The organism is Paraburkholderia sp. BL9I2N2, from assembly GCF_004339745.1.
GTDB lineage: Bacteria > Pseudomonadota > Gammaproteobacteria > Burkholderiales > Burkholderiaceae > Paraburkholderia.
Genome location: NZ_SMGP01000005.1, coordinates 439,873 through 453,078 on the forward strand (window position 1 = coordinate 439,873; position 13,206 = coordinate 453,078).

A 13,206-nucleotide genomic window follows, 5' to 3' on the forward strand; every position below is an offset into this window, starting at 1 on the left:
AGCGGGATGGGAGCAGTGACGATGAAGGTCGAGACGACGGGTTGGATGATGGCGAGCCGCGGTTGGCTCGCAATGGCCTGCGTGGCTAGTTTGGCCTGCTTGCTGGTAGCGTCGGCGGCGCACGCGAGCGACATCGACTTCGCCGCGCCGTTGAACGGCTGGCGCAACACGAGTGGCGATAGCGAGCGTTATACGCAGGACGTGCACTACCCGGCGGTGGCGGTGTCGACGCCGGAGGGGCAGTCCAAATTCGCGCTGATCGAAGGGCAGATCCGCAACACGCCGAAGAAGAAGGGCACGTCGGTGGGCACGCTGGTGGTCGACGGCACGCCGCTGCCGCAGCGCGTGGAAGAGGACGGCAAGTTCTCGCGGCCGTATGCGTTTCCTGCTGGCAGCAACGGCGTAGAACTGCGCGCGCCGGACGGCAGCCGCAAGCGCGTGCAGTTCTACGACGCCTACAGCGGCAAGACCCAGCCGAAGCTGCGCGTGCTGCTCGCGTGGGACACCGATGGCACCGATCTGGATCTGCACGTCGTCTCGCCCGACGGCGCGCACACCTGGTACGGCGAGCGCGTCGCGCCGAACGGCGGCGCGCTCGACGTCGACGTGACGACGGGCTATGGGCCGGAGATTTACTCGTCCGCGGCGCCGTTGAAGGGCACGTATCTGGTCTATGTGAATTACTACGGCAGCGGTAATAGCGGCGCCGATATGACCGTCGCGCAGGTAACCATCATCACGAACGAGAATACGCCGAACGAAAAGAGCGAAACGATTCGCGTGCCCATGCGCAAGGCCGGTGAATTGACGCTCGTGAAAACGTTTGTCTTGCCGTAAAAGCAGCGGACGCGAGTGGCTTATGATTTTTCTGAGCGCGACGATGCGAAATGGCTTAATTTGTTGATAAACCTTCACTTAATAAAGGCGAGATTTTCATTAAGTAGGAAGAGTGTTTATAAATCAACAAAAGCGTGTAATGATCGCGCTCATCGGCTTGCTTTGTTTCGTCAGCCGGTTTTCAAATGCTTGCGCGAGGTAAGCCAGTTTTGCGCGGGGCCGTCGCCAGCCCGCAACGCATACGCCAGCGCGGGCCAAAAAAACGTCAGTTCGCGAATGGGGCAGAAGAAAAATGAATTCACTCGACCAGAAGCAGCCGCTCTTGACCTATGACGGCAAGATTGGGGAGTTGTACGGGATCTTCATCAAAAATCTGCTGCTGCAGATCATCACGCTAGGTATTTATCGATTTTGGGCGACCACCAATACTCGCCGATATATCTGGTCGCGCATGCGCTTTCAAGGTGAGCGGTTTGAATACACGGGCACCGGCGGTGAATTGTTCAAAGGTTTTTTGCTGGCGATCGCGATTATGATCGGCGCGGTTATCGGCGCGGGCATTCTCAGCGCGGTTCTGCGCGCCGTTACGGGAAGTGCGTTGCTGGGTGCGTTGCCGTTTCTTGCGCTTTACGTCGTGATCGCAGTGGTCGCGGCGGGCGCGTATTTCAGCGCGCAGCGTTATCGCCTGAGTCGCACGCAGTGGTGCGGGATTCGCGGCGGCATGACCGGTTCGTCCTTCGTCTACGGCGTGTATGTGTTGCTGTATGGCCTGCTTTGCATCGTCACGCTCGGTCAGATGGTGCCGTGGGTGTCGATGCGCCTCGCGGAACGCCGCATCAACGCAAGCAGTTTCGGCAGCTTGCCGTTTCACTTTGAAGGCCGCGCCCGCGCGTTGTATGCCGCGTTCGTCGGTACGTTTGTCGGTGTGGTCGCGCTGCTGGTCGTACTCGGGGCGATCTTCTTCAAGAGCTTCATGGCGCTGCTGCCGATTGGCCACGCTCCGCTGAAGGGAAACGATCCCGCGGCGCTCGCCGCTGTCGGCTCGGTGTTTCTGTTTTACGTGCTGTTCATCGTCGGCGCGTTGCTGATTCAGTGCTTCTACCTGGCGCTGCTCACGCGCCATGTCATGGGCAATACGACGCTGGGCTCGCAACTGCGCTTCGGCAGCAGCATCACCGCGGGGCGTCTGCTCGGCATGATCCTCGGCAATCTGGCCATCGTCGTGTTCACGCTGGGCTTGGGTTTGCCGATCGTGCTGCATCGCGTGATGCGACTCGCGGCGGATACGCTGCAAGTGTCCGGTCAGCTCGATCCGCAGACGCTGGCTCAAAGCGATCAGGCGGCGCCGCGTACCGGCGAGGGTATGCTGAACCTGCTCGATCACGGCGGCGCGTTCTGATTCTGAGGCGGCATTGACCTTCTCCGATTCAGAGGGCGCGCACTCGACGGGCACGCGCTTTTACGACGGTCGCAGTGCCGCTGCTCATGCGGTGACGCTGCGCTGGAGCGACGCGTTTCTCTCCATCGACGGCGAAGCGGGTGAGCTGGCGGTGTGGCCGCGAGCGCGACTGGTCGTCGGCGAACGCGATCCGGAAGGACGAGTCGCGTTGTCGTGCAAAGGCGAGCCGGGCCGCGTGTCGACCGATGCTGCTACGTTGCCGGCGCAGATAATGCCGCGGCGCATGAAGCGGCGGCATTATCTCGGCTGGCTGGTGGTCGGCGTGGTGGCGCTGGTGCTCGCGTTCGTGCTCGTCGTGCGACTGCCGGCGGTGGGCGCGGCGCTGGTGCCGCGCAGCGCCGAAAACCAGCTCGGCGAGATGGTGGAGGCGGTCGTCGTCGGCAAGCACAAAGTGTGTCGCGGTGAAGAGGGACAGCGCGCGCTCGAGCAACTCGAAGCGCGGCTCGCTCATGCTGCGGGTATCGCGCAACCGGTCCACCTGGAGGTGGTCGACCGCAAGATGGTCAATGCGCTGACGCTGCCTGGCGCACGCATGGTGATCATGCGCGGTTTGATCGAGCGAGTCGGCAATGCAGATCAACTCGCCGGCGTGATGGCGCACGAGACCGGACATATCGCGCGACGGGATCCGATGGTCGCGTTGTTTCGCGGCGCTGGTATCGGCGTGATCAGCGCAACGCTCGGCATCAATCTCGGCTTTGCCGATGTGTCGTCGCTGGCTGGGCGACTCGTGGGTTTGTCGTATAGCCGCGATATGGAGCGCCTCGCCGATGCGAACGGCGTCGCCTATCTGCAAGCAAGCGGCTTGCGCAGCGACGGGCTCGCCGGTTTTTTTGCGCTGACTGACACGCGCAACGACACGCGCAACGACACGCGCAACGATACGCGCAACGATACGCGCAACGATACGCGCAACGATACGCGCAACGACAATGCCGGCGCTGCGGTGGAATTCCTTTCGGATCATCCGCGGACGAGCGATCGGCAAAAGCAAAGCCAAGGGTCACCGCTCGGCGACAGCGCGTTGACGCCGAGCGAATGGGCCGCTGTCCGCTCGATGTGCGGCAAGCCGTGAGCCACGCGACTCATTGAGAGCGCAGCGGTGAAAGCCAATGCGTTCAAGGAGTTGGATGAGTCATGCGCAGGTTGTCCACAGGCTTGCGAACAATTTCTGTGGACAAATGCTGTGGACAAATTCGACCGCAAGCACGCCTTCAGCAAGAAGGCGTCTCGTGAGGCTCGATGCACGTCGTTTGACGATTAAAGGTCGGAGTCCAATCTCCGCTCTTCGACGGCGTCACGCGTGGCCGCCCAATACGGCGGACGGTTGTAGTACTCGTGCACGGACGTGCCCCATTGCATGTCCACCATCGAAGGCCAGTTATCCTTATCGAAGCCAGGCGCGTTTTTTATGCGTTCGGCGCTTGCGTCGAGCACGAAGCACTTGTCGTCCGTGTCGAGCGTGAGCGCGCTCCAGGGAATCGCGTGAAGCGTGTCGCCTATGCCTAGAAAGCCGCCGGTGGATAGCACCGCATAAGCGATTCGGCCGCCGCGTACGTCGAGCATGATGTCGGAGATCTTGCCGACATGTTCGCCGTCGGACGACATCACCTTGTTTCCGTCTAGCGTCGATGCCGCCATGACATCCGGTCCGGGTCCGTCACCGATGCCGACTCCAACAATATTTGCGCCCTGTGCGCCGGCGGATGCCGGGACTTGGGGATCGAACGTGGTCATGATGTGCTCCTCGTAAAAAGCGTACATGGGAAGCGCGCAACGACTATGCCTGTTACCTGGGAATGGTTGGCGCGGGAGCGCCTTCTGACGGTTGCCGCCGCCCGTTGCCGCCCGGCAGGCGTGGGTTGCTCGGCCATGCGGCGGTGCGCACCTGGAATCGCGCAATTGTGGGAGGCGTGACCGGCGAACGTTGCGCGACCGCGGCGGGTGACGCCACGGCTCGACGCAATGGGCCAAGCCGCGTTTCGCCGCGTAGCTTGCGCAAACGGATCTTGTCGGGCTGTTCAACGCGAGGTGGTGGGCCGAGCCCGGCGGCGTGAGGACGCAGCGATTCAAAGGAAAGCGCTTACCCTTTCTTACCGGAGCTCAAGTTTCGGCGCACTGGGGTCGATAGGTGTTGTAGCCGGCCGTGCGTCGTCCACAAGCTGTTTGCGGCGCTATTGCATAGGTGCTCGATTCGCCGCTAGCGGACGGCGGCCGGCGCATCGAATAAGCGAAATCAACGGTGGTTGCTATGCAAATCGACAGTGCGTTGTCGTCGACACTGCCGGGACCGGACCGCGCGACGACGAAAAGCCCGTCCGCGGCGGACGACGCCGTCATGCAGACATCGACGGTGGATGCACCCACGCAGGATGACGCCGTCCATATCTCCGCGGAAGGCGCGGCGACGGCGACGGCGGCTCAAGAAGGCAATACGGGCCAGGGCGACGCAGTCAGCGATTCTGCAAGCGAGGGCACACCGGCATCCGGCGTCTCAGCGGTGAAATCGTTTGCGTACGGCACGCTCGGGCTCGAGCGTCCGGATCAGCCTCAGGAAGCACACAACGCGTTCTATACGGCGGGGCGGTGGCTGGCAGCGGGCATCACGATCGGCGGGATCATTTCGCTGCTTGCTTGAGAGAGGGAGAAAGAATGCGCTTGCCGTGCGTGATGCACGACAAGCGCTATTGCTGGCTTAGCGGTCGAGGAACGACTTCAGGCGATCAGCGCGGCTCGGATGCATCAGCTTGCGCATGGCCTTGCTCTCGATCTGACGAATCCGCTCACGCGTCACGTCGAACTGTTTGCCGACTTCTTCGAGCGTGTGGTCCGACTTCGTGTTGATACCGTAGCGCATACGAAGCACCTTGGCTTCGCGCGGCGACAGCGAGTCGAGCGCGTCGTCGATGGCGGCGCGCAAGTCGGCTTGCATCGCTGCGTCGGCCGGCGAGGACGCTGCCGAGTCTTCGATCATGTCGCCGAGCGTGGCATCGCCGTCGTCACCGACCGGCGTTTCCATCGACACCGGCTGCTTCGCGATCTTCAGAATGCCGCGCACCTTCTCTTCCGAGAGTTCCATGCGTTCCGCGAGCACGGACGGATGCGCTTCCTGACCGGTCTGCTGCAGGATTTCGCGCGAGATGCGGTTCAGCTTGTTGATCGTTTCGATCATGTGCACCGGCACGCGGATCGTGCGAGCCTGGTCGGCGAGCGAACGCGTCACGGCCTGGCGGACCCACCACGTTGCGTACGTGGAAAACTTCCAGCCGCGACGGTATTCGAACTTGTCCACCGCCTTCATCAAGCCGATGTTGCCTTCCTGGATCAGGTCGAGGAACAGCATGCCGCGGTTCACGTACTTCTTCGCGATCGAGATCACGAGACGCAGGTTCGCCTCGATCATCTCGCTCTTCGCCTTGCGCATCTTCGATTCGGCCGCGACCATCTGGCGGTTGATCTCTTTCAGATGCTTCAGCGGCAGCGAAACCGTTGCTTCGATTTCGATCAGCTTTTGCTGTTCGGACTGAATTGCCGGCAGATGGCGCTCCAGCGCCGCGCCGTACGACGATGACGGGCGCGCGGCGCGTTCCGTCCAGCCGAGGTCGGCCTCATGACCGGCAAACGACTCGATGAACTTCTCACGCGGCATGCCGCTCTTCGAAACGACGATTTGCAGAATGTTGCGCTCGATCGCGCGGACTTGCGCAACCTGTTGCTGCACGTCGCCGCACAGGCGATCGATCGTGCGCGCCGTGAAGCGGATCTTCGCGAGGTGCTGCTGGATCTCTTCGCGCGCGCGCTGATACGCCTTCGAGGTGACGTCGCCGCGCGTGTGCGACGCGTTCATCTGGTCGGACAGCATGCCGACCTGGGCGAAGATTTCGAGGCAGTCGCTCGTGAGTTGCTTCAGGCGCGCTTCGTCTGCTGCCGAGGAGTCGGCCGGGCCGACGTCGTCGTCGCTGTCTTCTTCGTCGTCGCTGTCGGTGTCCGCGTCGACATCGGCGGACGCGTCTGCGCTTGCGCTGTCTTCTTCGGCGGCGAGCGTGTCTTCATTCAGACCGTCGACCAGTTCGTCGATGCGCAGCTCGCCGTCGGCAACCTGCTGGGCGCTCGCCAGAATGGCCGAGATCGCGAGCGGGCAAGCGGCAATCGCCTGCACCATTTCATGCAGGCCGTCTTCGATGCGCTTCGCAATTGCGATTTCGCCCGCGCGCGTCAGCAGCTCGGTCGCGCCCATCTCGCGCATGTACATGCGCACCGGGTCGGTCGTGCGGCCGAATTCAGAATCGACGGTCGACAGGGCGACTTCGGTTTCCTCGTCCGCCTGATCGTCCGACACCACGGCGGGGGCGTTCGAGTTCAGCAGCAGCGTTTCGGCGTCCGGGGCCTGTTCGTAGACCTGCACGCCCATGTCGTTGAACGCGCTGACAATGCTGTCGATCGCGGCCGTTTGCGCGAAGTTGTCGGGCAGATGGTCGTTGATCTGCGCGTGGGTCAGGTAGCCTTGCTCCTTACCCAGCTGGATCAGCGCACGCATCTGGCGCTGACGTTCTTCGGCTTGCTGCGGCGGCAGTTCGGCCGCCACGGGGATCGCTTTACCGGCGCCCTTGCCCTTGGCCGTACGGCCCGAGGGCGCTTTGGCGGTGTAGGCGGCGGTTTCGTGTTGCGAATCTTCGCGATCAAAAGGGTTCACGTATTCTCCTCTAGAGGCTTCGCTATGAGACGCAAGACGCGACCGTCAGGCGTTTCGAGCATGGCTCAACATCACCTGAGTGACTCAACGCGGTTGTTTGGCTGTGCTCTGGGGAGCAAAAAAGATGAGCCCGCTCGAAGCGGGCCGATAGAAATGTGCGAAATTCGCGCGGCTCGCATTATATACGAGCTTGGGGCTTCGCGCTCATCCTGTGCACATCATTTCATCATGCGCGTTTGTCGCAGGTTCGTCCTTGGGCCGCTGGTCGGGCGTAGAGCGGTCGCCGGTTCGATGCATCTAGGTGCGTGCACATTCGCTGATTTCAAGCTTCTCACTATAGAGGAGTTCGGTCGTCCTGACACGACGGGGTCGCGTTTGCACCACTCTCCCTATATATAGGGGACGCCTGTTTCTGGCGTCGATTGGCGTCTGGTCAAAAGAAAATTCACAAAAGGGGGTTGACGACGTGTCAGTCGTTCTTCATAATCTCGTTTCTCTGCTGCTGATGCAGCGACGCAGAACGAAGCGGTGCCGGGTGGTTGTGAGGTTGACGACGCGCGGCGCTGGTCCGGTGGTGAATGCGTAACCGATCTTTAAAAATTAACAGCCGATAAGTGTGGGCGCTTGATGCGCGACGCGAGGTGGATCTTTCGGGATCTGCTGAACAAGCGAAAGTATCAAGTCTCACACAGTATTAGAGGAAGGTTTGAGCAATCAAATCATCGTCAGTACGTTGAGTGAGCGACCGGTTCTTAAATGAACCGAAAACAGTAACAGGTTTGAACTGAAGAGTTTGATCCTGGCTCAGATTGAACGCTGGCGGCATGCCTTACACATGCAAGTCGAACGGCAGCACGGGAGCAATCCTGGTGGCGAGTGGCGAACGGGTGAGTAATACATCGGAACGTGTCCTGTAGTGGGGGATAGCCCGGCGAAAGCCGGATTAATACCGCATACGATCTGTGGATGAAAGCGGGGGATCTTCGGACCTCGCGCTACAGGGGCGGCCGATGGCAGATTAGCTAGTTGGTGGGGTAAAGGCCTACCAAGGCGACGATCTGTAGCTGGTCTGAGAGGACGACCAGCCACACTGGGACTGAGACACGGCCCAGACTCCTACGGGAGGCAGCAGTGGGGAATTTTGGACAATGGGCGAAAGCCTGATCCAGCAATGCCGCGTGTGTGAAGAAGGCCTTCGGGTTGTAAAGCACTTTTGTCCGGAAAGAAAACCTCGTGGTTAATACCCGTGGGGGATGACGGTACCGGAAGAATAAGCACCGGCTAACTACGTGCCAGCAGCCGCGGTAATACGTAGGGTGCAAGCGTTAATCGGAATTACTGGGCGTAAAGCGTGCGCAGGCGGTTCGCTAAGACAGATGTGAAATCCCCGGGCTTAACCTGGGAACTGCATTTGTGACTGGCGGGCTAGAGTATGGCAGAGGGGGGTAGAATTCCACGTGTAGCAGTGAAATGCGTAGAGATGTGGAGGAATACCGATGGCGAAGGCAGCCCCCTGGGCCAATACTGACGCTCATGCACGAAAGCGTGGGGAGCAAACAGGATTAGATACCCTGGTAGTCCACGCCCTAAACGATGTCAACTAGTTGTTGGGGATTCATTTCCTTAGTAACGTAGCTAACGCGTGAAGTTGACCGCCTGGGGAGTACGGTCGCAAGATTAAAACTCAAAGGAATTGACGGGGACCCGCACAAGCGGTGGATGATGTGGATTAATTCGATGCAACGCGAAAAACCTTACCTACCCTTGACATGTATGGAACCTGGCTGAGAGGCCGGGGTGCCCGAAAGGGAGCCATAACACAGGTGCTGCATGGCTGTCGTCAGCTCGTGTCGTGAGATGTTGGGTTAAGTCCCGCAACGAGCGCAACCCTTGTCCCTAGTTGCTACGCAAGAGCACTCTAGGGAGACTGCCGGTGACAAACCGGAGGAAGGTGGGGATGACGTCAAGTCCTCATGGCCCTTATGGGTAGGGCTTCACACGTCATACAATGGTCGGAACAGAGGGTCGCCAACCCGCGAGGGGGAGCCAATCCCAGAAAACCGATCGTAGTCCGGATCGCACTCTGCAAACTCGAGTGCGTGAAGCTGGAATCGCTAGTAATCGCGGATCAGCATGCCGCGGTGAATACGTTCCCGGGTCTTGTACACACCGCCCGTCACACCATGGGAGTGGGTTTTACCAGAAGTGGCTAGTCTAACCGCAAGGAGGACGGTCACCACGGTAGGATTCATGACTGGGGTGAAGTCGTAACAAGGTAGCCGTATCGGAAGGTGCGGCTGGATCACCTCCTTTCTCGAGCTGACGTGTCAACCGCGTTGAGCGCTCACGCTTATCGGCTGTGAAATCAGGACAGACTCAGGGGTCTGTAGCTCAGTCGGTTAGAGCACCGTCTTGATAAGGCGGGGGTCGATGGTTCGAATCCATCCAGACCCACCAAAGTCTTGTCTGGTGTGCTGATCGATGATCCCGGGGTATGCCGTGCGCATAGAGAGTTTATCTGCGTATGACTGGGGGATTAGCTCAGCTGGGAGAGCACCTGCTTTGCAAGCAGGGGGTCGTCGGTTCGATCCCGTCATCCTCCACCAATCCTCAATGCCGGTTTTACTGCGGCGGACCCTGAAAGGGGTTTGCGGTGTAGTGAAACAGGCATTGGCGATTGAGCCAGTCAGAGTGATACGCGGTTATAGCAACTGCGATATCGGCTGTCGTTCTTTAACAATCAGGAAGAAGTAGTAAAGAGATTCACGAAAGCATACTTAGAGATGGGTGTGTGAGTAGGTGAATCAGGGTTGTGATTGTATCAATGTATTTTAAAGGTGATCGAAAGATTGCTTTGGAATACGGCGCAACACGAATACTCAACCTGTAGCGATTGTGGCGAGCACATGATTCCCCGTGGATCATGCACGAGACACACCCGTTATAGGGTCAAGCGAACAAGTGCATGTGGTGGATGCCTTGGCGATCACAGGCGATGAAGGACGCGGTAGCCTGCGAAAAGCGGTGGGGAGCTGGCAAACGAGCTTTGATCCACCGATATCCGAATGGGGAAACCCGGCCCGTATGGGTCATCCATGACTGAATACATAGGTCATGCGAAGCGAACGCGGTGAACTGAAACATCTAAGTAACCGCAGGAAAAGAAATCAACCGAGATTCCCAGAGTAGTGGCGAGCGAAATGGGACCAGCCTGTACTCTTTATCTTCATTGTTAGTCGAACGCTCTGGAAAGTGCGGCCATAGCAGGTGATAGCCCTGTAGACGAAAACAGCGAGGAAGAACTGGGTGTACGACAAGTAGGGCGGGACACGTGAAATCCTGTCTGAAGATGGGGGGACCATCCTCCAAGGCTAAATACTCGTGATCGACCGATAGTGAACCAGTACCGTGAGGGAAAGGCGAAAAGAACCCCGGGAGGGGAGTGAAATAGATCCTGAAACCGCATGCATACAAACAGTCGGAGCCTTCGCAAGGGGGTGACGGCGTACCTTTTGTAATAATGGGTCAGCGACTTACATTCAGTGGCAAGCTTAACCGATTAGGGCAGGCGTAGCGAAAGCGAGTCCGAACAGGGCGTTCAGTCGCTGGGTGTAGACCCGAAACCAGGTGATCTATCCATGGCCAGGATGAAGGTGCGGTAACACGTACTGGAGGTCCGAACCCACTAACGTTGAAAAGTTAGGGGATGAGCTGTGGATAGGGGTGAAAGGCTAAACAAACCTGGAAATAGCTGGTTCTCTCCGAAAACTATTTAGGTAGTGCCTCGTGTATCACCTTCGGGGGTAGAGCACTGTCATGGTTGTGGGGTCCATTGCGGATTACTACGCCATAGCAAACTCCGAATACCGAAGAGTGCAATCACGGGAGACAGACATCGGGTGCTAACGTCCGGTGTCAAGAGGGAAACAACCCAGACCGCCAGCTAAGGTCCCCAAATATTGCTAAGTGGGAAACGAAGTGGGAAGGCTAAAACAGTCAGGAGGTTGGCTTAGAAGCAGCCATCCTTTAAAGAAAGCGTAATAGCTCACTGATCGAGTCGTCCTGCGCGGAAGATGTAACGGGGCTAAGCAATATACCGAAGCTGCGGATGCATATTTATATGCATGGTAGGAGAGCGTTCCGTAAGCCTGCGAAGGTGCATTGAAAAGTGCGCTGGAGGTATCGGAAGTGCGAATGCTGACATGAGTAGCGATAAAGGGGGTGAAAGGCCCCTCGCCGTAAGCCCAAGGTTTCCTACGCAACGTTCATCGGCGTAGGGTGAGTCGGCCCCTAAGGCGAGGCAAGAAATGCGTAGCTGAATGGGAAGCAGGTTAATATTCCTGCACCATTGTTAAATGCGATGGGGGGACGGATCGCGGAAGGTTGTCCGGGTGTTGGAAGTCCCGGTCGCTGCGTTGGAGAAGGCACTCAGGCAAATCCGGGTGCGCAATTCAAGGGCGTGGCGCCATTCACTTCGGTGAAGAAGCAACTGGAAGTGGTTCCAAGAAAAGCCTCTAAGCTCAGTTTAACAAGACCGTACCGCAAACCGACACAGGTGGGCGAGATGAGTATTCTAAGGCGCTTGAGAGAACTCGGGAGAAGGAACTCGGCAAATTGGTACCGTAACTTCGGGATAAGGTACGCCCCTGTAGCTTGACTGGCCTGCGCCAGAAGGGTGAAGGGGTTGCAATAAACTGGTGGCTGCGACTGTTTAATAAAAACACAGCACTCTGCAAACACGAAAGTGGACGTATAGGGTGTGACGCCTGCCCGGTGCCGGAAGATTAAATGATGGGGTGCAAGCTCTTGATTGAAGTCCCGGTAAACGGCGGCCGTAACTATAACGGTCCTAAGGTAGCGAAATTCCTTGTCGGGTAAGTTCCGACCTGCACGAATGGCGTAACGATGGCCACACTGTCTCCTCCCGAGACTCAGCGAAGTTGAAGTGTTTGTGATGATGCAATCTCCCCGCGGCTAGACGGAAAAGACCCCATGAACCTTTACTGTAGCTTTGCATTGGACTTTGAACCGATCTGTGTAGGATAGGTGGGAGGCTTTGAAGCGTGGACGCCAGTCTGCGTGGAGCCGACCTTGAAATACCACCCTGGTTTGTTTGAGGTTCTAACCTTGGTCCGTTATCCGGACTGGGGACAGTGCATGGTAGGCAGTTTGACTGGGGCGGTCTCCTCCCAAAGTGTAACGGAGGAGTACGAAGGTACGCTAGGTACGGTCGGAAATCGTGCTGATAGTGCAATGGCATAAGCGTGCTTAACTGCGAGACCGACAAGTCGAGCAGGTGCGAAAGCAGGTCATAGTGATCCGGTGGTTCTGTATGGAAGGGCCATCGCTCAACGGATAAAAGGTACTCTGGGGATAACAGGCTGATACCGCCCAAGAGTTCATATCGACGGCGGTGTTTGGCACCTCGATGTCGGCTCATCTCATCCTGGGGCTGTAGCCGGTCCCAAGGGTATGGCTGTTCGCCATTTAAAGAGGTACGTGAGGCTGGGTTTAAAACGTCGTGAGACAGTTTGGTCCCTAATCTGCCGTGGGCGCTGGATATTTGAAGGGGGCTGCTCCTAGTACGAGAAGGAACCGGAGTGGACGAACCTCTGGTGTACCGGTTGTCACGCCAGTGGCATCGCCGGGTAGCTATGTTCGGAAGAGATAACCGCTGAAAGCATCTAAGCGGGAAACTCGCCTTAAGATGAGATATCCCGGGGCTTCGAGCCCCTTGAAGGGTCGTTCAAGACCAGGACGTTGATAGGTCAGGTGTGGAAGCGCAGTAATGCGTTAAGCTAACTGATACTAATTGCCCGTAAGGCTTGATCCTATAACCGGTGTGTTTTGCGATGACCGTCAGTGCTTCAGCACTTGCGCGGCATCCCACCCCCGAAAAGGGGAGCACACAGGTTGAGATCGATGTTGTGCCAGAAACAGCACAGCCCAACGCTTTACCCCTGGTGAGCATCACCAGAAACTACTTCTTCCAGATTGGCTGTACTGGCTCCACGGGCAGTGCGGCAACCAGTCATGCCTGATGACCATAGCGAGTCGGTCCCACCCCTTCCATCCCGAACAGGACCGTGAAACGACTCCACGCCGATGATAGTGCGGATTACCCGTGTGAAAGTAGGTAATCGTCAGGCTCCCCCGCAGCAAACAGAAACCCCACCCCGAAAAGGTGGGGTTTCTGCGTTTACGGCGACGGAAAAAC

Annotated in this window: 6 protein-coding genes, 2 tRNA genes and 3 rRNA genes; 9 read left to right on the forward strand and 2 right to left on the reverse strand. The window is 58.3% G+C overall.

The window, feature by feature from the left end; genetic code table 11:
* Window positions 1-21: 21 nt before the first annotated feature.
* The 3 genes from B0G74_RS43585 (at window position 22) to B0G74_RS43595 (ending at window position 3,371) form a co-directional block, all read left to right on the forward strand.
* On the forward strand, window positions 22-837 hold the full coding sequence (locus B0G74_RS43585; RefSeq protein WP_132383971.1) for a DUF2135 domain-containing protein: 816 nt from the start codon (window positions 22-24) through the stop codon (window positions 835-837).
* 292 nt (window positions 838-1,129) lie between these two features.
* Window positions 1,130-2,236 carry a YjgN family protein gene (locus B0G74_RS43590; protein WP_132383973.1) on the forward strand — a complete coding sequence of 369 codons (1,107 nt, stop codon included), beginning with the start codon at window positions 1,130-1,132 and terminating at the stop codon, window positions 2,234-2,236.
* A gap of 13 nt (window positions 2,237-2,249) precedes the next feature.
* On the forward strand, window positions 2,250-3,371 hold the full coding sequence (locus tag B0G74_RS43595) for a M48 family metallopeptidase (protein WP_132383975.1): 1,122 nt from the start codon (window positions 2,250-2,252) through the stop codon (window positions 3,369-3,371).
* A 185-nt stretch (window positions 3,372-3,556) separates the two neighbouring features.
* Here the strand turns inward: B0G74_RS43595 and B0G74_RS43600 are convergent, their stop codons facing one another.
* Entirely contained in the window at window positions 3,557-4,033 is a 477-nt protein-coding gene (locus B0G74_RS43600) for a PRC-barrel domain-containing protein (protein ID WP_132383977.1), read from the reverse strand.
* Between the two features lie 514 nt (window positions 4,034-4,547).
* Here B0G74_RS43600 and B0G74_RS43605 point away from each other — a divergent pair.
* Entirely contained in the window at window positions 4,548-4,934 is a 387-nt protein-coding gene (locus B0G74_RS43605) for a hypothetical protein (RefSeq protein WP_132383979.1), read from the forward strand.
* A gap of 57 nt (window positions 4,935-4,991) precedes the next feature.
* Here the strand turns inward: B0G74_RS43605 and rpoD are convergent, their stop codons facing one another.
* Window positions 4,992-6,989 carry an RNA polymerase sigma factor RpoD gene (rpoD, locus tag B0G74_RS43610; RefSeq protein WP_132383981.1) on the reverse strand — a complete coding sequence of 666 codons (1,998 nt, stop codon included), beginning with the start codon at window positions 6,987-6,989 and terminating at the stop codon, window positions 4,992-4,994.
* 781 nt (window positions 6,990-7,770) lie between these two features.
* Here rpoD and B0G74_RS43615 point away from each other — a divergent pair.
* From B0G74_RS43615 to rrf, 5 genes are all read left to right on the forward strand, one after another.
* Window positions 7,771-9,302: ribosomal RNA gene (locus B0G74_RS43615) — 16S ribosomal RNA — on the forward strand.
* 67 nt (window positions 9,303-9,369) lie between these two features.
* Window positions 9,370-9,446, forward strand: a tRNA-Ile gene (locus tag B0G74_RS43620).
* Between the two features lie 73 nt (window positions 9,447-9,519).
* Window positions 9,520-9,595, forward strand: a tRNA-Ala gene (locus tag B0G74_RS43625).
* Window positions 9,596-9,936: 341 nt separating this feature from the next.
* Window positions 9,937-12,822, forward strand: a 23S ribosomal RNA gene (locus B0G74_RS43630).
* A gap of 203 nt (window positions 12,823-13,025) precedes the next feature.
* Window positions 13,026-13,138 (forward strand): 5S ribosomal RNA (rrf, locus tag B0G74_RS43635).
* The 16S, 23S and 5S rRNA genes sit together here with 2 tRNA genes alongside, the layout of an rRNA operon.
* The last annotated feature ends 68 nt before the right edge of the window (window positions 13,139-13,206 follow it).